This window comes from Megasphaera micronuciformis F0359, from assembly GCF_000165735.1.
Classification (GTDB): domain Bacteria; phylum Bacillota; class Negativicutes; order Veillonellales; family Megasphaeraceae; genus Megasphaera; species Megasphaera micronuciformis.
In genome coordinates this window covers 1-19,150 of sequence record NZ_GL538184.1, presented here as the reverse complement: position 1 = coordinate 19,150, position 19,150 = coordinate 1, and the positions used below count along the sequence as shown (strand labels likewise).

The 19,150-nt window shown below is 46.5% G+C and carries 21 protein-coding genes, 1 riboswitch and 1 other annotated feature; of the genes, 16 read left to right on the top strand and 5 right to left on the bottom strand.

All coding sequences use genetic code 11. The features are described 5' to 3' along the window. Positions 1-21 precede the first annotated feature (21 nt). From HMPREF9429_RS01275 to HMPREF9429_RS01260, 4 genes are read right to left on the bottom strand one after another with little or no spacing between them, the layout of a single operon-like run. Entirely contained in the window at positions 22-741 is a 720-nt protein-coding gene (locus HMPREF9429_RS01275) for a 2Fe-2S iron-sulfur cluster-binding protein (RefSeq protein WP_006941040.1), read from the bottom strand. Then, positions 738-2,363, bottom strand: coding sequence for an L-aspartate oxidase (locus HMPREF9429_RS01270; protein ID WP_006941039.1), 1,626 nt, complete (start codon positions 2,361-2,363; stop codon positions 738-740). The genes HMPREF9429_RS01275 and HMPREF9429_RS01270 overlap by 4 nt, the downstream gene beginning before the upstream one ends. Positions 2,364-2,387: 24 nt before the next feature. Then, complete coding sequence (locus HMPREF9429_RS01265) at positions 2,388-2,900, bottom strand: hypothetical protein (protein ID WP_006941038.1); 513 nt, start codon at positions 2,898-2,900, stop codon at positions 2,388-2,390. Continuing rightward, positions 2,897-3,076, bottom strand: coding sequence for a hypothetical protein (locus tag HMPREF9429_RS01260; RefSeq protein WP_040773214.1), 180 nt, complete (start codon positions 3,074-3,076; stop codon positions 2,897-2,899). The genes HMPREF9429_RS01265 and HMPREF9429_RS01260 overlap by 4 nt, the downstream gene beginning before the upstream one ends. 398 nt (positions 3,077-3,474) lie before the next feature. Between HMPREF9429_RS01260 and HMPREF9429_RS01255 the strand changes: the two genes are divergently transcribed. The 10 genes from HMPREF9429_RS01255 to HMPREF9429_RS01210 all read left to right on the top strand — a co-directional run bounded on the left by HMPREF9429_RS01255 (position 3,475) and on the right by HMPREF9429_RS01210 (position 12,046). Next, a complete protein-coding gene (locus HMPREF9429_RS01255) occupies positions 3,475-4,089 on the top strand; it encodes a MotA/TolQ/ExbB proton channel family protein (protein WP_006941036.1) in 615 nt (204 codons plus the stop codon). Beyond that, positions 4,086-4,487, top strand: a complete 402-nt coding sequence (locus HMPREF9429_RS01250; RefSeq protein WP_006941035.1) for an ExbD/TolR family protein — start codon at positions 4,086-4,088, stop codon at positions 4,485-4,487. The genes HMPREF9429_RS01255 and HMPREF9429_RS01250 overlap by 4 nt, the downstream gene beginning before the upstream one ends. Positions 4,488-4,502: 15 nt before the next feature. Next, positions 4,503-5,222 carry a hypothetical protein gene (locus tag HMPREF9429_RS08815; protein WP_006941034.1) on the top strand — a complete coding sequence of 240 codons (720 nt, stop codon included), beginning with the start codon at positions 4,503-4,505 and terminating at the stop codon, positions 5,220-5,222. A gap of 54 nt (positions 5,223-5,276) precedes the next feature. Beyond that, the gene (locus HMPREF9429_RS01240) at positions 5,277-6,500 is read left to right on the top strand and encodes an FTR1 family iron permease (protein ID WP_006941033.1); all 1,224 of its coding nucleotides are present in this window, start codon (positions 5,277-5,279) and stop codon (positions 6,498-6,500) included. A gap of 15 nt (positions 6,501-6,515) precedes the next feature. Further along, positions 6,516-7,082 (top strand): iron transporter, encoded by a 567-nt coding sequence (locus HMPREF9429_RS01235; RefSeq protein ID WP_006941028.1) that lies wholly within the window; start codon positions 6,516-6,518, stop codon positions 7,080-7,082. Positions 7,083-7,189: 107 nt separating this feature from the next. Next, positions 7,190-8,449, top strand: coding sequence for a DUF2318 domain-containing protein (locus HMPREF9429_RS01230; RefSeq protein WP_006941027.1), 1,260 nt, complete (start codon positions 7,190-7,192; stop codon positions 8,447-8,449). 15 nt (positions 8,450-8,464) lie between these two features. After that, positions 8,465-9,739, top strand: coding sequence for an ABC transporter permease (locus HMPREF9429_RS01225; protein ID WP_006941014.1), 1,275 nt, complete (start codon positions 8,465-8,467; stop codon positions 9,737-9,739). Between the two features lie 5 nt (positions 9,740-9,744). Further along, positions 9,745-10,890, top strand: a complete 1,146-nt coding sequence (locus HMPREF9429_RS01220; protein WP_006941013.1) for an ABC transporter permease — start codon at positions 9,745-9,747, stop codon at positions 10,888-10,890. Positions 10,891-10,902: 12 nt separating this feature from the next. Then, positions 10,903-11,559, top strand: coding sequence for an ABC transporter ATP-binding protein (locus HMPREF9429_RS01215; RefSeq protein ID WP_006941012.1), 657 nt, complete (start codon positions 10,903-10,905; stop codon positions 11,557-11,559). Between the two features lie 10 nt (positions 11,560-11,569). Beyond that, complete coding sequence (locus HMPREF9429_RS01210) at positions 11,570-12,046, top strand: FMN-binding protein (RefSeq protein WP_006941009.1); 477 nt, start codon at positions 11,570-11,572, stop codon at positions 12,044-12,046. Positions 12,047-12,097: 51 nt separating this feature from the next. Here HMPREF9429_RS01210 and HMPREF9429_RS01205 read toward each other — a convergent pair whose 3' ends face one another. Beyond that, positions 12,098-12,931: a MetQ/NlpA family ABC transporter substrate-binding protein gene (locus HMPREF9429_RS01205; protein ID WP_006941008.1), complete on the bottom strand. Its 834-nt coding sequence runs from the start codon at positions 12,929-12,931 to the stop codon at positions 12,098-12,100. Positions 12,932-13,005: 74 nt separating this feature from the next. Further along, positions 13,006-13,099: riboswitch (SAM riboswitch) on the bottom strand. A gap of 117 nt (positions 13,100-13,216) precedes the next feature. Between HMPREF9429_RS01205 and rhaD the strand changes: the two genes are divergently transcribed. The 6 genes from rhaD to tyrS all read left to right on the top strand — a co-directional run bounded on the left by rhaD (position 13,217) and on the right by tyrS (position 19,097). Next, positions 13,217-14,044, top strand: a complete 828-nt coding sequence (gene rhaD, locus HMPREF9429_RS01200) for a rhamnulose-1-phosphate aldolase (protein WP_006941007.1) — start codon at positions 13,217-13,219, stop codon at positions 14,042-14,044. A 5-nt stretch (positions 14,045-14,049) separates the two neighbouring features. Beyond that, complete coding sequence (locus HMPREF9429_RS01195; RefSeq protein ID WP_006941006.1) at positions 14,050-14,379, top strand: DMT family transporter; 330 nt, start codon at positions 14,050-14,052, stop codon at positions 14,377-14,379. Positions 14,380-14,427: 48 nt separating this feature from the next. Continuing rightward, positions 14,428-14,678, top strand: a binding site (T-box leader). 39 nt (positions 14,679-14,717) lie between these two features. Next, entirely contained in the window at positions 14,718-15,536 is an 819-nt protein-coding gene (locus HMPREF9429_RS01190; protein ID WP_040773210.1) for an energy-coupling factor ABC transporter ATP-binding protein, read from the top strand. Next, entirely contained in the window at positions 15,530-16,237 is a 708-nt protein-coding gene (locus HMPREF9429_RS01185) for an energy-coupling factor transporter transmembrane component T (RefSeq protein WP_006941002.1), read from the top strand. The genes HMPREF9429_RS01190 and HMPREF9429_RS01185 overlap by 7 nt, the downstream gene beginning before the upstream one ends. Positions 16,238-16,250: 13 nt before the next feature. Continuing rightward, complete coding sequence (locus HMPREF9429_RS01180) at positions 16,251-17,720, top strand: tryptophan transporter (protein ID WP_006941001.1); 1,470 nt, start codon at positions 16,251-16,253, stop codon at positions 17,718-17,720. A gap of 120 nt (positions 17,721-17,840) precedes the next feature. Beyond that, positions 17,841-19,097, top strand: a complete 1,257-nt coding sequence (tyrS, locus tag HMPREF9429_RS01175) for a tyrosine--tRNA ligase (protein ID WP_006941000.1) — start codon at positions 17,841-17,843, stop codon at positions 19,095-19,097. The last annotated feature ends 53 nt before the right edge of the window (positions 19,098-19,150 follow it).

Below are 19,150 nucleotides of genomic sequence, written 5' to 3'. Positions count from 1 at the left end.
ATAGTCTTCCGGCTTTTTTGTTTATACCCGTTTTTTACTGTTAAGACGAGCTTGTAGTTCGTCGTGAGGAATTTTAGCAGGGCAGACGGCTTTACAACCCATGGAATTGTCGCAGTTTTCGTAGAATAAGTCGTTATAGAGAATGTGTAACTTATGACGGTGATAGTCATCATCGCTTGTTCTGTCGGCACGATAGGTTTCGACTGCGTAAATCGGACCGGGAAAAGCATTATCGCCGCGCCCGTCAAAGATGCCTTTGAAATTGGGACACACTTCTAGGCAACAACCGCATTCCAGGCATTGTCCGGATTTATAAATAAGATTGCGAGTTTCCGTGTCTTCACTGATAACAGCTTTCTCTGTCCAAATTTGTCGCTTTTTTAAGGTTTCGAACATCTTATCTTTACTTACGGACAAATCGCAGATTAAAGGGAATTTGCTGAGCGGCCTTATAGTGATGGAACCGCGTCGACCTACCTTATCCAGGAATGAACGGCAAGCCAAACGGGGGACGCCGTTAATGACCATGGCACAAGCTCCGCACTTACCCTCGAGACAACCACAGTCCCAGATTACGGGAGGCCGGAGCTTGCCGTTTACGTCGGTGCGCAAGGCTTTATCACGGTTGAGGAGCGTTAAATAATCGGCAACGGTAATCGTCATATCGCCGTCATAGGTAAAGACATCTATGTGTGAAGCGCCATGCACCGCCTCACCACGAGTAATATGTACGGTTATCATTCGTTCTCCTTCTTCCAAGATAGACGGATTTGTCCGTCCGTAAATTCGTATAAATGTGTTTTTTCGTAAGCTTCGTTACGTTCCGGGTAGTCGCTACGATTATGTGCACCGCGGCTTTCTTTTCGTTCCCTTGCAGCTAAGATCATCGCTTTGGCTAAAACGAATCGGTGTTCCAATAAAATATTTTCATCAAAAGCCGCAAAGGGATCGTAGACTTTGTGCCAGCGCTTTTCCAAAGCTTCAAGTTCGGCAAGACCTGCTGTCAGCGTTTCTTCATCACGGGAAATGGCCAGCGTTTGTTGCATAATTTTTTGAAATTCCGTTACCGTTTCGGCGTGAGCTCCCGGTTGAGATTCTTTTTCCGCATAGGGTGCTAAGAAAGGCGTTATATCAATGTCTTCGACTTGAAAATTTTCTGAGGTTTCTGCGCCGCTGTCGGCTATAATCGACTCGGCTACGACCAGACCGCCGAAGAAGGCTCCTAAGAGAGAATTGCCGCCAAGGCGGTTAGCTCCGTGGTATTGGCAAGCATTTTCACCGGCGCTGTACAGGCCTCGAAGGTTTGTGCGGTGATGGGGATCTACATAAACGCCGCCCATAAAGTAGTGGATGCCGTAAAGTACGGGAATAGGGGTTGTTTCGGGATCAACGTGGAAGTATTCACGGCAGTCGTCTACAAACCCGGTTAAGGAAGTTCGGAACAACTCTTTAGGGATAACCGTCGTATCCAGGTAAATCGGGGTTCCCCATTTACGGATGACATGATATTCTTCGCGAGATACAACGTCGCGGGGCATGAGGTTTCCCTTAGGCCCGAATTTTTCTTCCATAAAGTAGCGTCTCTGTCCGTCTTTTTCCGTGAACAACCTTCCACCCGATCCGCGTAAAGCCTCGGAAATAAGCATGTTTTTTCCGGGCCGTCGGAAGGTGGTGGGGTGATACTGGACCAACTCGCCGTTGGCCAGTGTGACACCGTGTGTAAAAAGGCGTGCCGTCACGTCACCCGTATTGACGACGGAACCGGTTGTATTGCCAAATAAACCGTTCAGCCCGCCGGCAGCTATGACAATGCGTTCGGCAGGAATAAAGAAAGCTTTTTTTCGATGCCGACTATAGGCATAGGCTCCATAAACAGCTCCGTCTTTAACTGCCAAGTCGAAAAAATAAAGGTCCGGCAGTCTTTTGACCAGACCGGATTCTTCATATTTGCGAAGTTCGTAAATCAGAGCTGTTACGATTTGTTTACCCGTCGTTGCATCGGCGTGGACCGTGCGGTTTACACTTTGCCCTCCGAAAGGGCGCAACGCCGGTTTGCCGGATTCGTCCAGCGTAAAAGCGGTTGCCAGTGATTGCAAGTCGGCAATAACTTCCGGGGCACGCCGCGTCATATGACGCACGGCTTCCTTATTTGCTAAACGACCGCCGCTTTCCCAAGTATCGCGGAAATGCAACTCGCTGCTGTCATCTTTTCCCAAGGCTGCATTGATACCGCCTTCAGCCATTACCGATTGACTTTGTACGGACGGTACGGGAGAAAGAAGAATTACAGGTATTTGTTTACGTGCCAAGTGTAAGGCGGCACTCATGCCGGCGATGCCGGCACCGATAATAAGGTTTTGCAATAGTATTCAACGTCCTGTCTTAAATTAGTTAAGGTAAAAATAAATATTTGCAAAAGCGAAGTAAAAAAAGAAGACACATAAGAATACGAGAAAATCGACGACGCGCCTATTATAATGGCGGGCCCCGTGGGCAATGATGTAAGCGGCGGCATTATATTTAATGTGAACAAAGAGGGACACCAACAAGATTAAGTTGGTTGCAGTATATAATGCCGTTCGTGTTTGCATGCCCAAAAAGGCCAAGTGATCGAAAAGATAAGCGTGGCACAAGGCGGCAATAAGTACGAGAAGGCCGCTCAACCTGCGAATCCATAGGTTTTTGTTCAGATGCCAATAATTAATTTGACCGCCGTGTAAAGAACGGTAAGTATAAATCGCCCCGATTACAATGTGTACGGCCAGGATGATTTGAAAGGTTAACAAGAGAGGATATAACCCGATGTTACTTAAGCCCGTGAGTGAAGTGGCACCCAAGATACTATGCAATATGAAGAGTATCAGTAAGAGTGTAGCTACAACTCGCCCGCATGATCTCATCGTCTCACCCCCGTCGGACCCGTAAAGGCATCAATGATTTTAAGCACGGGGATTTTGGGGAGATTTACATAGAAAGCGGAACAGGCGAAACAGAGTGTTCCCGCTAAGAGGATGAGAAATAGGGTGTAAATCCTGCGATGGTCGTCTTTAAAGGCGACTTTTTCTTTTTTTATCATATTCATCCCTCATAGTAATGATATAGTCGACCTTGCAATATGCAATATTATTATAAAAGTAGGGTGAATAGACTGTCAAACGGCATAATAAGAAAAAACAACATTACATTTGGTTAACAATATCAAAATTACTGTGAGTTTTTGTCATTCAACCTCGTGGGAGTGAGATTGAAAAAAATTAAAATAAATATTTTCAGTTTAAAAATTTTGGTACAATGGCTAATACAAGGCATAAATTTATCTGCCACAATTCTTAATGAATTTGACAGGTATATATCGTTTTGATATACTTAACACGAATTTAAGGATAATGATAACCTATATCATAAGGAATGAAATTTAGCTATGTAGTTATGATATGTGGCTGTCCAGTTTGTAATATACCGGAGGGATGAAAGTTGAACGGCTTGGAACTGTTTGAAAAGGGCGGCGCGGTTATGTATATTCTCGTCCTTTGTTCACTCGGAGTCGTAACGATTGCGGCGGAACGAATAGCGTTTTACAGACGGTTAAATAAGGGAACGGAGCATTTCTTAGCCTGGCTACCCTTGGCCCTACGAAATAACGGCGTGCAGTACGTATTGGAAGATTGTGAACACGATGACTCGGCCGTAGCTTATGTAGCTACGCAGGGCATAAAAGAAGCTATGCGCGGCGGCGACGTAACTTTGGCACTTGACACGGCATACAATGATATATCCGGCCATTTACGGGCTCATTTAAACTATTTGGGTATGATTGTTACCCTGTCACCGTTGCTCGGATTGTTGGGAACTATTTCGGGCATGATTTCATCGTTTAACGTGTTCAGCATGCAAGCCGGTGAACCGACTGCTATTACAGGCGGTATCGGCGAGGCATTAATTGCTACGGCCACGGGTTTGTGTGTGGCCATTATGGCTTTGGTTATCCATACCGTGCTGGCTCAGAAGCTCGATGAAATACTGACGGCCTTGGATAAAGTTACGTCGGTTATTTTAGCCGAATGCGGTAAGAACGGAGAAAAGGTATGAGACGTGATCGAAGAATCCTGACTCAGCCGGCGGTTATTATCATTCCTATGATTGATATTATGCTGTTTCTTCTTGTGTTTTTTATGATCAGCAGCATTTCTATGATTCAAGCCAATGCTATTCGCGTCAACTTGCCTGCAGGACAGGCTGCGGAAAATGATGTAAAACCGCATACTGTGATGATTACTATTACGTCAAGCGGCGATATTCTATATGAACAGGAGACAAAACCGTCGTCGGATTTTGACGAAAAGATTAAAAAGAAAGTGGTTGAGGATCCCGATGCGGTTTTTGTCGTACGCGGCGACCGCAAAGCTCCGTATGAAAATATTGCGTATGCCCTTGATTCATTGAAAGCGGCAGGTGTACAACATATATCTATATCAGTTGATAAATAACGGGAAGGCGAGACAATGAGATTTAAATCTAAATGGAAACCGGCGGTCTTAATAGCCTTTGCAATACATGTCGTTATAATCGGTGTTTTCGGATTTTTAGTTCCTTGGATTGAAGGCAGTGCCGATGCACAGCCGTCGGAGCCTACTGTCGAATATTCGGCGGGAGACGGTACGGATGGTGACGGCGGAGACGGTTCAAATCAGGATGCACAGCAGGATGAACAAAAAGACGAACCAAAAGATGAACAAAAAGAGGAGACCCCGCAGCCGACACAAGAACCGGTGACGCCCGTTCCGGAGACGGTTACCAGTCCCGTGACGGCTACGGATCCGTACAATGCTTTAGTCACCAAGTCGGCACAAAACGGACAGCCGAGTGTAACGAAATCGACCGGCGGGGGCAAAAAAGGCAACGGTGGCGGGGGCGGCCAGAAACGAGGCAACCCTCCTATTACGGAACATACGGAATACCCTCCTCGCGGTATTGTCAAGTTTAAAGGCTATATTACCGTTCAAGCCTATATCAATACGGACGGGAAAGTGCCCCGAGGTAAGCTGATGACACCCGTCAGAGATCGTAATAATCCTGAAATGAATCGCATTAACTCCCTGGCTGTGGAATATGCTAAAAAATGGCTATTCAAGCCGGCAACGGACGAAAACGGAAATCCCATTGCTTCATACAAGAACATTTCCATTCCCTTCAATTCACCTCCCAAGTTGGAAAAAGAATAAGCAGGTTGGTTACGAAATATGAAAATATGAATACGCTAAAGGAGTGACAAATTGATGAATATACGCAAATGGCTGGTTGCGGCGGCAGCGGTTCTTCTGTTTTTCGGAAGCTCTCCCGATTCACAGGCGGCACCCAAGTGGGAGCAAGTCGGTCAACATGTAACTCAGTCTATTGACAATGCTGTAAAAACCTATGACTCGGGAAATGCGGAAGGCGCTAAGGCGGCTGTGAATGATGCTTATTACGGCATTTATGAAAAAGACGGCTTGGAACCGGCTATCAGAGCCAGCGTAGCGGCAAAAGACGCAGCATTAACGGAATACCAATTCAGCAAACTGAAAAAGGTTATGAGCCAGCCGAACAACAGTGCTCAGGTCCGAGAAGAAGCGGATAAATTGAATAAGATGGTTATGGATGACGTTTCCAAATTGGAAGGGAAGGGTGCTTCCGGCGGCGGTTGGGCAACCTTCGGTCCGGCTTTCCTGATTTTGCTTCGTGAAGGTATTGAAGCGATGTTGGTGCTGCTGGCTATCATTGCTTATTTACGCAAATCGGGAAATGACAAGTACTTGAAGACGGTTTATAACTATTCATTGGCAGCTATCGTTGCCAGCTTTATTACGGCTTACCTTTTCAGCACCTTGATTTCTCAAGAAGCGGGAGTCGGTGCAAGCCGCGAAATGATTGAAGGCGTTACGGCCCTGGTTGCCGTTGTCGTTTTGTTCTTTACCAGTGCATGGCTCGGAGCGAAATCGGATAAGAACGCATGGAAAGAATATATTGAAAATATGATTAATACGACCATGACGACCGGGCGGGCACGAGCTCTCGGCATGGCGGCTTTCTTGGCAGTATATCGCGAAGGCGCGGAAGTTATCCTGTTCTATCAGGCCTTGTTTAATAATTCGTCCAGCGATACGCATCTTATTTGGGCCGGGTTCGGTGCAGGATGTGTGGTCCTTGCCATTTTGTTCTTCCTTATGCAGCACGGGATTTTACGTATTCCCTTGCGCCCTTTCTTCATCTTTACCAGTGCCTTAATGTATATCTTGGCAGTAAGCTTTGCCGGTGGCGGTATTGCGGAACTGCAGGAGGCCGGTGTCGTCAGCCAGACGGTTTTGGAATCATCCGTGATTCCCACCATCGACTATCTCGGCATTTACCCCACTGCGGAAACGCTGGGAGCCCAAGGTTTTATGATCCTCTTGGCTATCGGTATGGTTTATTATAGAAGCAGAAAAAATCGCAATCACGATGAAGCTGCTCAAAATTCATAAAAGGAGTGTATTCTCATGTTTAATTCCAAGTTCAAAAAATTGAAAGTTGCATTGGCAGTTGCCGCAATGGCCGGTTCTTTCGCAGCATTCGGCGGTCAGTCCACGTATGCTTTTGAAGAGTACCCCATCGGCGAAGAACAAGAAGTAAAAGACCAACACTTTAACGTGGCGTTAGTATACTTCCAACCGGTACAGATGGAACCGGCAGGTGTTATGCTCAGCCCTGATAAAGCAGATCTCCATATGGAAACGGATATTCATGCAACGGAAGGTAATAATACGGGCTTCGGCGTAGGCGAATGGATTCCCTACCTGACAGTTCACTACAAGTTTACGAAGCAGGAAACGGGCGAAACGATGGAAGGCGTATTTATGCCTATGAATGCTGACGACGGTCCTCACTATGGTGCTAATTTGAAGATGCTCGGTGCCGGCACCTATGATTGCGAATTTACAATCGACAGCCCGTATCGTATGAACTACGGTTTGCACGTAGATAAGGAAACCGGTGTTGAAGGTCGTTTCTGGAACGAACCGGTTGTTCTCCACTGGACGTTCAACTACGTTCCTCGTAACTGGTAAGTATATTTGAACGCATAACCTGAAGAAGCAGCGTCCTGCCGGCCGGACCGTAATAGCCTTATTGCGACCGGACGGTAGGACGTTCTTCTTATGTAAAGGAGTACAACATGTTACAGGCATTTCTCTTGCAATTTATTCCGGCCATGGTACAGGGCGTTACTTTGGCAATCCCTTTAGGGATTCTTTTAGCCGTTTTTTTACGGCTGGATCTTCCGGAATACAAGAATACACTGAAAAGAGCCCTCTATTGGGGGTTTTGGCTGTCTCTTTTCTTTGTGGTCGTCAAAGTCGGTACGCGGGATGCTATTACGAGAGAAGGCTTTGAAGCACTTACTATTGTAATAGCCATTGTTGCCGAAGTCGTTTTACTTGTCATGCTGTTCTTTAAACGGGACTTATCGAAAAAGGTCAATAAAGTCGTGACTATGAGTGCTTTCGTATTGGCCATTATGTTTATTCTTTTTCACGGAATGGAACTTTGGCTCATGCCGTATCAAATCTTTATCGGTGCGACAGGGAAATACATGACGCTCAATTTCCTTATTGAAAACCTGGGCTTTTTAACGGGTATTCTCTTTGGACTTTTAAGCGCCGCCGTTACGTATGAAGCAGCAGCGGCCTTGAATTATAAGCGACTTCTTTTCGTCTTTTTTGTACAGATTATAGCTTTATTTATTGAACAGATTTTATATGCTATTCGCGTTGCCATGGCAAGACAATTTTTACCCAGCGGATCGCTGATAAAGGTAATGGCACCTATTATTAACAATCAGGACGTGTTGGTATTTGTTATTTATGCGGCCGTTCTCTTTGTGCCCCTTACGCTGTTTTCGCAACCTAAACCGCAACGCCCCGAAGGGAGTAATCCGGCGGAATACAGGCGGATTGTTGCCAATGCCAAATCAAAGCGCCGATGGGGTGTAGGGACGGTCGTACTTTTAATAATCATGACCTGCCTGTCGTCTTTCGGTTGGTCTTATGCTAACCATAAGGAACAAATTGTTCCGGCTGTGCAGGTACAGGCACAAAACGGTAGGATTGCCATTGATTTGAACGAATTTGCCGACGGCCATTTACATCGCTATACCTACAGAGGGTCCGGTGGTGAAGGCGTACGGTTTATCGTTATATTAAAGGGCGGATCGGCGTACGGAGTAGGCTTGGATGCCTGCGAAGTCTGCGGACCTACAGGGTATTATGAAAAAGACGGGCAAGTAGTGTGCAAGCTCTGCGACGTTGTCATGAATAAGGCGACTATAGGAGTTAAGGGCGGTTGCAATCCCATACCCGTTAAATATACGATTGAAGGCGGTAAGCTTGTTATCGATGCCAACGAGTTGGAAGCGAACCGCAAGGTATTCCGTTAAGAAGGGGGTGAAGGTATGTTCTGGACCATGGTAAAAGGAGCCCTTATAAGACAACGAGGACGGTTTTTCCTGATTGCTTTGACCGTCGCTCTCGGTGTATCTTTGGCGGCGGCTATGCTCAATGTTATGTTTGACGTAGGCGACAAGGTCAATCAGGAATTAAAGGCCTTCGGTGCCAACATTACGGTTGCTCCGAAAAACGCTTCGCTTCTTAACGATGTATACGGCGTTGGCAGCGACAGCGGGCATAAAGAGTATTTGAATGAAGAAGATTTGGGGAAAATCAAAACGATTTTCTGGACCAATAATATTGTCGCCTTCACACCCATGCTGAACGGTACGGTAAGTGTGAACGGACAAAATGTGAACCTGACAGGTACGTGGTTTAATTATCACATGACTTTGCCGACCGGCGACGCTTTCGATACGGGCGTAGAAGAAATGAAATCGTGGTGGCAAATTGACGGAGATTGGCCGAAGGATAATACGGACCAGGTTCTCGTCGGCCAGAAGCTGGCTGAGTCGCTACAAGTTAAGACCGGGGATACCCTTTCGTATCGTCGTGCCGACGGGACACAAGGGCAGTTTGTTATTGCCGGGATCGTTTCAGGCGGCGGCAACGAAGACAATGCTATTCTGGCAAGTCTTCCCGTTGTGCAGCAGGCCTTGAATCTGAAAGGAAAGGTCAGTGAAATCGAAGTCAGTGCCATTACGACACCTGAAAACGATTTGGCTCGAAAAGCGGCTGCCAACCCGGAACGTTTGTCTCAGGCAGAACGGGAAATCTGGTATTGTACGGCCTATGTAAGTTCCATTGCTTTTCAGATTGAGGAAGTAGTCAACAATTCAAGCGCTCGACCTGTTCGGCAGATTGCCGAGTCGGAAGGTAAAATTCTCGATAAAACTCAGCTTCTTATGCTCCTTATTACGGTTCTCAGCCTGATCAGCGCCGCTTTAGGTGTTTCCAATCTGGTCAGCGCCAATGTTATGGAACGGAGCCGGGAAATCGGGTTAATGAAGGCTTTGGGAGCTAAAAATTACGAAGTCATTCTTATGATTTTGACGGAAACTTTAATAGCCGGGATTTTGGGCGGTATCGTAGGGTATTTTATCGGCATGGGATTTGCACAGGTAATCGGTTATACCGTATTCGGTTCGGCTATTGCCAATAATATTATTGTAGTACCTATTGTCGGAGCCCTAATGGTTGCCGTTATCTTATTGGGCAGCGTGCCGGCGATTCGTACCTTACTTTCCTTGCAACCCGCAAGTGTACTTCATGGCAGGTGATTTGTATGATAAAAAAATATAAAATGTTTTTTACAATGGTTATACATGCCCTGCTGCGCAGACACACGCGTATGCTCGTAGCTCTCTTGGCTGTTGCCGTCGGTGCGACAATTATTTCGGGCATGATTACGGTGTATGAAGAAGTGCCTCAGCAGATGGGGCGTGAATTCCGTGCATACGGGGCCAACCTTTTGATTCTTCCCAACGGCGATAAGGGTACCTTTAATGAAGGGGAACTGTCCACAGTAAATCAATTGCTTTCAGGCAATGAAGTCGTAGGGGTAACCCCCTTTTTGTATGATACGATTGAAGTGAATAAGCAACCTGTAACGACGAGCGGTACCGATTTCGAGGCGGCTAAGAAGGTCAATACCTATTGGCAGGTCCGTGGGCAGTGGCCTCAAAAGGGAGAGCGGGAAATCCTCCTCGGCGCGGAATTGGCCAAGAAGATTTCTCGCGACCCGGATAAGCTTATCGGTCAAAATGTGACGGTCAGTGCCGGTGAGGGCAAGGCTATGAGAAACTTTAAGGTAGCCGGTATCGTAGCAACGGGCAGTAAGGAAGAACAGTTTGCTTTCATTGATTTGAAAGAAATGCAAGACCTTTCCGAAAAGCCGAATCAAGTAAGTTTGGCACAGGTCAGTATTGTAGCTGACGGAGATAAGCTGAACGGAATTGTTGCAGATCTCGATAAGGGGGATGCCAACATTCAGGCTCAACCTGTACAGCAGATTACCCGCTCTGAAGGAAATGTATTGGGTAAACTTCAGGTCCTCGTCCTTCTCGTTACGATTGTCGTTCTCATGCTGACTATGATTTGTGTAACGACAACGATGATGGCCGTTGTTACGGAACGCCGTAAAGAAATCGGCCTGAAAAAGGCGTTGGGAGCAAGTAATAAGAACATAGTCATCGAGTTCTTCGGTGAAGGGTGTTTTCTCGGCGGTATAGGCGGTGTCCTGGGAAGCGGCTTCGGGTATGTATTTGCCCAAGGGGTCAGTATGAATGTCTTTAATCGGGCTATCGACTTCTCGCCGTCCGTGGCACTTATATCCATTATCTTATCTATCTTGGTTACCGGTGCGGCCAGCCTGGTGCCCGTCCGAATTGCGACAAGCGTCGATCCGGCCATTGTCCTTCGCGGCGAATAAGGGAGGAACCTCATGAGTTTATTGGAATTAAAAGATGTGTCCATGGCCTACAACGGTAAGGTCATGGCATTACAACATATTAATATGTCCGTTGAAAAGGGCGAATGGGTCGCCATTATGGGGCCGTCCGGATCCGGTAAAACAACGTTGATGAATATCATCGGTTGCATGGACCATGCGACAAGCGGTTCCGTTATCCTTGACGGAATCGATTTGCACAATATTTCCGATGCACAGCTTACGGAAATGCGACGTAGCAAAATCGGTATGGTATTCCAGCAATTCCACTTAATACCTTATTTAACAGCTGTAGAAAATGTTATGGTCGCACAGTATTACCATTCCATGCCGGACCGGGATGAAGCTATGGCCATGATGGAACGCGTGGGTCTGCAGGATCGGGCCAACCATCTACCCAGCCAGTTATCCGGCGGTGAACAGCAACGTGTATGCATTGCCCGCGCTTTGATTAATTATCCTGTCATCCTTTTGGCCGATGAACCGACAGGGAACTTGGATGAAGCCAATCAGAATTTGGTCATGAAGATTTTCCGTGAATTGCATGACGAAGGCCATACGATTATTACGGTAACCCACTCGGCAGATGTAGGCGCTCAGGCTCAACGCTGTGTTGTTATTGAACACGGCCATATGGTTACGAAAGAATAAGGAGAAGTCAATGAGTGTAAAAAAATATGCCATCTTTCTTTGTGCCGCCTATGCGGCAACGCAGCTTCTGACAGGTTGCGGTAGTGAAGAGGCTCAACAGCCGGCGGAAAATAACAAGTCGCAAAACGCATCATGCTGCGATTTGTCAAAGACCAAAGACGGTACGTATACAGCGGAAAGTTCCGTCGATAAGGTACACGGTAAGGCGGTCATTACTCTTACTATTAAGGACCATAAGATTACGGCCGTCGAATACAAGGGTATTGATAAGGACGGTACGACTGTGAAGGACGAAAACTACGGTAATGATAAGGATCCTACAAATGCGAAGAAAGCGAAGGTTGCTTATGAATCGCAACGAAAGTATGCGGATCAATTGCTGCAGAAGCAAAAACTTGGTCAGGTTGACGCCATTTCAGGAGCTACCATTAACTACGATCAGTTCGTAGAAGCTGTAAAGAAAGACCTGGAACAAGCCAATCAGTAATATAAAAACGGTGCAACTCATTGTCGAGTTGCACCGTTTTTTGTGTGCCTGTTAGAAACTGGGTAAAATAGCACCCTTGTATTTGTCTTCAATGAATTTCTTTACTTCAGGTGATTGGAGGGCCTTCAAAAGCTTTTGAATTTCCGGACGAGATTCGTCGCCTGCACGGATGGCAAGGATGTTGGCATACGGGGAATCCTTAGCTTCCAGGAAAAGAGAATCCTTCAAAGGATTGAGCCCCGCTTCGAGGGCGAAGTTCGTGTTGATTACAGCAATATCTACATCGTCGATGGCACGAGGTACCTGAGCCGCATCCAGCTCACTGAACTGTAATTGTTTCGGGTTGTCCGTAATATCCTGAACCGTACTGGAAACGGTGCCTCCGTCTTTCAATTTAATGAGTCCGGCAGCCTGTAAAATTAAAAGAGCGCGTCCGCCGTTAGAGGGATCGTTGGGAATAGCCACCTTAGCCTTAAGGGGGAGATCGCTTAAAGCTTTTATTTTATGTGAATACACGCCCATAGGTTCAATGTGTACATTGCCGGCGGAAACGAGGTTTGTATTGTGTTCGGCATTGAATTTTTCCAAGAAGGGCAGATGCTGATGGAAGGTTGCGTCTACTTCCTTATCGGCCAAGGCCAGGTTCGGCTTTACATAGTCCGTAAATTCGATGATTTTTAAATCAATACCTTCTTTGGCTAATAAGGGCTTGATTTCGTTGAGAATCTCACTGTGAGGAACGGGTGTAGCCGCTACGGTAACCACCGTGTTTTTAGTTGTCTCCGTGCCGCCTGCAGGTGCATTACTGCCACAACCGGACACGAAGGCTGCCGCCGCTACTAAGGTTACTGCGGCAAGAACGGAAAGTTTTTTTAATGAATACATAACATATCCTCCTTCATAAATGGGTGCTTACCTGTAAAAATCCCCTTTCCGTGAGGAAAGGGGGAAATTGTCGTCCCTTATCTCTCGGAAAATATCCGCAGGAATTAGCACCGTGTTAACGGTTGCCGGGTTTCATCGGGCCAGTCCCTCCGCCACTCTGGATAAGCACATATAAAATTATCTTGTTCCATAGTCTATCGGAAAGGTATACTTCTTGTCAAGAGGGATTATGGACGAAACTTTCCGGGTTATGGTATCCTACGGATAGAACAGGAGGACAGACGGATGTATATAGAAGAAATGCCCTTTTTCAGAGATTTTTCAGATCTTGCCGAAGCGGCGGATCGACGCGGTTGGCACGAGCGTAACGGCGGTAACCTTACGTACCGGTTGACGACGAAAGAAGTGAAAGCCTGTGAGGCCTTATTTCATAAAACGGAGCCTTGGCAAGCCTTGGTGAAAGCGGAACCGCATGTGGGTGGCGAATATTACCTCGTCACGGGAAGCGGCAAGTGGATGCGACACGTTGTAAAAGAGCCGCGTCGCTGTGCAGGGATTATTGAAATATCGACAGACGGGGCTGCCTATCGTATTGTCTGGGGGTTGGAAGGACAGGGGAGACCGACGAGCGAGTTGCCCACTCATTTGGCTGTAAGCGCCTTGAAAAAGACGGCGGATGAAGAAAAGAATAGGGTCATTTATCATGCCCATCCGCCTTATTTAATTGCCAGTACCTTTACGATCCCCTTGGATGATGCCGTGTTTACGCGCCATTTATGGGAAGCGGATATAGAAAATCCTATCGTTTTTCCGGAAGGAATCGGTATTGTTCCCTGGGTATTGCCCGGCAGCCGGGAAGCCGCAGAAGCGACCTTGGAAAAGATGAAAAACTATCGGGCCGTCGTCTGGGCTCAGCACGGTACCTTTACGTGCGGTGACGATTTCGACGATACCTTCGGCCTCATGGAAGTTTTGGAAAAATCGGCACAAATTTGTTGTACCGTTGCCGCCATGGGTGGAAAACGTCAGGGCGTTTCGACGGATAATTTACGGGCTTTGGAAAAAGCGTGCGGGTTGAAATTGAATGAAGCGGCATTGAATGCGAAAGGATAAGCGGTATGCAAAGTTATCTTCTGCTCGGTATTTCTATTGTCTTTGAACTTTTGGGTACCTCTTTCATGAAGATGTCCGACGGATATTCACGACTTTTTCCTACAGTAGGCGTCTTTATTTGCTACGGTATTGCTTTTTATGTTTTGGCAACTATTATGAATACGTTGCCGTTAAATGTAACCTATGCGACTTGGTCGGGTGTTGGTTTGGTAGCAACGGCCATTATTGCCGTCAACGTTTTCGGGGAGACGATGAATGTATATAATATTATAGGTATTATATTGATCCTTGCAGGAGTGCTTGTTTTAAATTTATTGGGAAATACGGGCCATTAAAATAGTTGACTTTTGAGAAAAAAGCCTGTATATTACTTATCATATATTAAAGAGTCTATGAACGAAACGAGTACGTTTGAGCTGACAGTTTCAGAGAGCCGGCGGCGGTGAGAGCCCGGTACGTGTCGACAAACGGAATGGATTCGGGAGATGCGCCCTGAACGGAAACCAGTAGGGAGTGCCGGTGTATTTCCACCGTTAATAAAGAAACGTGTATCGCATAAGCTGTACATGATGAGTCGGGCGCAATGCCAATTTGGGTGGTACCGCGGAAGAATATGTAACCTTTCGTCCCTTTATAAGGGATGGAAGGTTTTTTGTTGTTTGGAGGGAAAAAGATGCTGGAATTGAAAGATGTGGGATTTGCATACGGAAACGGTGTTCCCGTGTTGGAGAATATGAATTTAATAATACGCGAAGGGGAGTTCATCGGCTTAGGCGGTCGGAACGGTTGCGGTAAAACGACGGTAACGCGTTTGATGATGGGCTTGGAAAAGCCTTCTAAAGGGCAGATCTTGATAGATGACCGTGACGTAACCGCAACGGAACCGTCAGAAAGAAGCCGCTATATCGGGTATGTATTTCAAAGGCCTGAGCGACAAATGTTTCGGCCTACCGTAGCGGAAGAAGTGGCTTACGGACCGGAACAGGCGGGGCGTAGCAAAGATGAAGTGGAAGCGGCTGTCGTAAAGGCTTTAGCCGAAACGGGTCTTACGGAAAAAGCAGCGGAATATCCGCCTAACCTGAACCGCAGTGAAAAACAGAGAGTGGCCATTGCATCAGCCTTGGCCATGAACACGCAGTATATTATTTTGGATGAGCCTACAAGCGGTCAGGATAACAAAGAAAAGCGCCGACTCATGGAGCTTCTGTCGGACTTGAACCGTCAGGGAATTACCGTTTTATTAATCACTCATGATATGGAACTTTTGGCTGAATATTGCAAACGTGTCATTATTATCGGTAACCGTACGAAAGCCTTTGACGGTACGCCGGAAGAACTCTTTACTCGAAGAGATGACTTGTATGAGTTGGGGCTTAGTCGTCCCGATTCGGTGGAAATGGCGATGGCCGTACCGGGATTGCCTTACTGCCCGACCATGGAGGCTTTCAGAGAAGCCTTGTTGGCACGCGTGAAAGGAGCACGGACATGTTAAATCGATTAGTACCTTTGACAAAACTTATAGGAACGGTCGCCTTTTCCTTTTGGGCTCTCGTATTTAATACACCGGCTCCTCTTATAGGACTGGTGATTGTAGAAGTCGTTCTGCTGGCAACGTGCGGAGAGTTTAAGAGAAATTTGAAGGGGTTACTGAGCCTGTGTGTGTTTGCCGTCTTTTTAGGATTGGTTCAACTCCTTGGCGGCGGTTCGCTTGAATCGGCGTATGTAACGGGATTTCGCATGTTGTCCATGACGACGGTTTTCATCATTTTATTAACAACGACCCGTCTTCAGGACTTAACGGCTGCCTTAGTAAAACAGGTGCATATACCTTATGAATATGCCTTTATGTTCACTGCCGCCTTGCGGTTTGTGCCCGACTTCATTGCTGAAAGTAAGTCTGTACGCGAGGCTCAATCTTGTCGCGGTCTTTCCGTTTCGGGGAATATTGTAAAACGGCTTAAAAACTATATGACCGTCGTTCAACCGCTTATTCTTAAATCTTTGGGTCGTTCCGAAACAATGGCTTTGAGTCTTGAATTGAGAGCTTTCGGCAGTAATGAACACAGTTTTATTGCCAACGTAACGCTTCGAACGGCAGACTATATAATAGTTGTTTTAATGCTTATGGTAAGTATTTTAGTTGTATACGGTCGCATGACCGATTACACCTTATTGATGAACGTAGTCGGATAAAGGAGGAATTGTCGTGAAAACAATCGAAAATATAGGCGAATTGGAATTTCACCATCGCCAAGGCGGACAATTCCGCTGGATAACCGTATCTACTTTGTTATTGGCCATAGGGACTATTCTTCACCTCGTATCTCCCAGCGTGGCGGGAGTTACTCCCAACTGGACTATCGCTACCTACTGTGTGGCTATCTGCCTTACCAAACCGTCATATCGACAGGCTTTGGGTATCGGCTTGGTGGCGGCACTGATCAATGTTTTGACCTCAAAATCGGGATTTCCTTACGGGAACCTGGTCAGTGAACCGTTGGGGGCCTTGACTTGTGCTTTTATGGTCAAAAATTTTGCATCCTTACGTTTCGGCCGATATTCTCTCTTGCCTTTGCTCAGCGGTTTTTTGGCTACGTGCATGAGCGGTGGAGCGTTTGTAACGATTTTAAAGTTCGTCATGAACTTGCCCTTAGAAGTATATCTCAAAGGGATGCTTCCCTTAGTCGCCATCATCGGTTTGCTTAACGGTGTGATTACACCGCTTATGTATTTTCCGGCTCACCGCCTGTTGTCGTCGCGAGGTTTCATTGATTCGCAAGATGAGGAAGAGCATATTTCCGACCATTCGGACTATGAATTGATTCCCTCTTCGGACGCACTGATCTCCATGGAACATCTTTCTTATACGTACAACGGAAAGAAAAATCCCGTTTTGGATGATGTAAACTTACAGGTACATAAAGGTGATTTTCTGGTTGTTACGGGGGAAAGCGGCAGCGGCAAAAGTTCTTTGTGCATGGCTATGAGCGGTGCGATTCCGCACTACTTCGGCGGTGTCATGAAGGGGATGGTCTACGTTAAAGGAAAAGCTGTAACGCAGTCGACTATTGCCGACTTGTCCAAGCATGTGGGTACTATGTTGGATGATTACGACAGCCAGCTTGTTGCTATGACGGTTGAAGAAGAAATCGCCTTTTCTCTGGAAAATATGGGGATGGGTGCTGAAGAGATTGCCGTGGCTGTTGATGAAGCATTGGAAAAAGTAGGCCTCGCGGAATTTCGTGAACGTCGTTTGTCGGACCTTTCGGGCGGGCAGCGGCAGCGCTTGGTCATTGCCGGTGTCTTGGCAACCAATCCGGAAATTTTGGTCTTCGATGAGCCGACATCGGCCCTTGACCCGGAAGGCACCCATGAATTCTATGAACTAGTTCATGAATTGAACCGTGCCCACGGTCATACGATTATTGTTATCGAGCATTCGCTTGAAGCTGTCGTTCCCTATGCGACACGCCTGGTCTTGATGGAAAAGGGCAAGGTCTTATGTGACGGGGAATTAAAAACGGGGTTAAAGTACATGTATGAGCAAGATGTATGTAAGAGTGCTGTTCCTGCCGTATTCGCCTGCCAATTGGAACTTGAAAAAGCCGGCTTCAATCCGCCGCATACCTGGTTATCGGCCAAGTCGGCTATTGCTGATTTAACACGATTTTCATAAATGAGAAGCGACTCGTAGGAGTCGCTTTCTTTTTTGCAACGAAGAAGCCAAGTAAAATACGTTGAGAATCGCAAGGGTTACTGCTATAATAAATCCATATTATATAAAGGAGCGAGAGCCATGAATATTATTGATGAATTATCTTGGCGCGGCGCGGTTAATCAAATGACCGACGAAGCGGGATTACGCAAGTTGACGCAAGAAAAGAGCGTCTCCTTGTATTGCGGCGTTGACCCGACGGGTGACAGCATGCATATCGGACATTTGATTCCTTTTATGATGTTAAAACGATTTCAACTGGCTGGCCATCATCCGTATATCCTTATCGGCGGCGGTACGGGTGTTATCGGTGATCCCAGCGGACGAAAAACGGAAAGACAGTTACAAACGGTTGAACAAATCGGTGAAAATGCGAAGAAATTAAAAACACAGTTCGTGCATCTTTTCGGAGAAGACTCCAATATTACCATTGTCAACAACTATGATTGGCTCTCTAAGCTGGATCTTCTCGGCTTCTTGCGCGATTACGGCAAATTGTTCAGCGTCAATGTTATGTTGGCTAAGGATGTGGTGGCCAGTCGCTTGGAAGCGGGGATTTCCTTTACGGAATTTTCTTACCAGATTTTACAGTCTGTAGACTTCCATCATCTCTTAAAAGAACGGGATGTGCAGATACAAATCGGCGGTGCCGATCAGTGGGGAAATATTACGGCCGGTATCGACATGATTCATAAACTGGAAGGGTCGGAACAGGAAGCATACGGGTTGACCATTCCGCTTATGTTGAAGTCGGACGGCACGAAATTCGGTAAGACGGCAGGGGGAGCTATTTGGCTCGATCCGGAAAAAACGTCACCCTTCGAGTTCTACCAATTCTGGCTCAACCAGGATGATGCGGACGTCGTGCGGTATTTGAAATACTTCACCTTCTTAGGAGAAGAAGAAATTGAAGAACTGGAAAAAACCGTACAAGAAGCACCCGAAAAGAGACTGGCACAGCGTCGTCTGGCTGAAGAGGTAACGATATTCGTACATGGAACAGAAGCTTTGAAGGAAGCGGAAAATATTACGGAAGCCTTGTATCGAGGCAGTATTGCCGACTTGACGAAACGTGAATTGGAACAAGCTTTCGGCAAGATGCCTACCGTAACGGTAGGACCTGAAGAAAAGGCCGTCGTCGATTGGCTGGTCGACACGAAAATTTGCCCGTCCAAGCGCCAAGCTCGAGAAGACGTTCAAAACGGTGCCATTACGATTAACGGCATCAAGGTAACCGATTTGGAAGAAATCGTTCGACCTCACAAAAATTCGGAAGGTTCGTATATTATTGTTCGCAAGGGTAAAAAGAAATATACGCTTGCGAAAGTTGAAAAATAATACTTGACAAATTCATATCAGTGTAAGAGAACAGGACATATGTGACAAAGAAA

Coding starts and splice junctions, on each gene's coding strand:
- HMPREF9429_RS01275 (WP_006941040.1), bottom strand. CDS start 741: ATGATAACCGTACATATTACTCGTGGTGAGGCGGTGCATGGCGCTTCA.
- HMPREF9429_RS01265 (WP_006941038.1), bottom strand. CDS start 2,900: ATGAGATCATGCGGGCGAGTTGTAGCTACACTCTTACTGATACTCTTC.
- HMPREF9429_RS01260 (WP_040773214.1), bottom strand. CDS start 3,076: ATGATAAAAAAAGAAAAAGTCGCCTTTAAAGACGACCATCGCAGGATT.
- HMPREF9429_RS01250 (WP_006941035.1), top strand. CDS start 4,086: ATGAGACGTGATCGAAGAATCCTGACTCAGCCGGCGGTTATTATCATT.
- HMPREF9429_RS08815 (WP_006941034.1), top strand. CDS start 4,503: ATGAGATTTAAATCTAAATGGAAACCGGCGGTCTTAATAGCCTTTGCA.
- HMPREF9429_RS01240 (WP_006941033.1), top strand. CDS start 5,277: ATGAATATACGCAAATGGCTGGTTGCGGCGGCAGCGGTTCTTCTGTTT.
- HMPREF9429_RS01235 (WP_006941028.1), top strand. CDS start 6,516: ATGTTTAATTCCAAGTTCAAAAAATTGAAAGTTGCATTGGCAGTTGCC.
- HMPREF9429_RS01230 (WP_006941027.1), top strand. CDS start 7,190: ATGTTACAGGCATTTCTCTTGCAATTTATTCCGGCCATGGTACAGGGC.
- HMPREF9429_RS01225 (WP_006941014.1), top strand. CDS start 8,465: ATGTTCTGGACCATGGTAAAAGGAGCCCTTATAAGACAACGAGGACGG.
- HMPREF9429_RS01220 (WP_006941013.1), top strand. CDS start 9,745: ATGATAAAAAAATATAAAATGTTTTTTACAATGGTTATACATGCCCTG.
- HMPREF9429_RS01215 (WP_006941012.1), top strand. CDS start 10,903: ATGAGTTTATTGGAATTAAAAGATGTGTCCATGGCCTACAACGGTAAG.
- HMPREF9429_RS01210 (WP_006941009.1), top strand. CDS start 11,570: ATGAGTGTAAAAAAATATGCCATCTTTCTTTGTGCCGCCTATGCGGCA.
- HMPREF9429_RS01205 (WP_006941008.1), bottom strand. CDS start 12,931: ATGTATTCATTAAAAAAACTTTCCGTTCTTGCCGCAGTAACCTTAGTA.
- rhaD (WP_006941007.1), top strand. CDS start 13,217: ATGTATATAGAAGAAATGCCCTTTTTCAGAGATTTTTCAGATCTTGCC.
- HMPREF9429_RS01195 (WP_006941006.1), top strand. CDS start 14,050: ATGCAAAGTTATCTTCTGCTCGGTATTTCTATTGTCTTTGAACTTTTG.
- HMPREF9429_RS01190 (WP_040773210.1), top strand. CDS start 14,718: ATGCTGGAATTGAAAGATGTGGGATTTGCATACGGAAACGGTGTTCCC.
- HMPREF9429_RS01185 (WP_006941002.1), top strand. CDS start 15,530: ATGTTAAATCGATTAGTACCTTTGACAAAACTTATAGGAACGGTCGCC.
- tyrS (WP_006941000.1), top strand. CDS start 17,841: ATGAATATTATTGATGAATTATCTTGGCGCGGCGCGGTTAATCAAATG.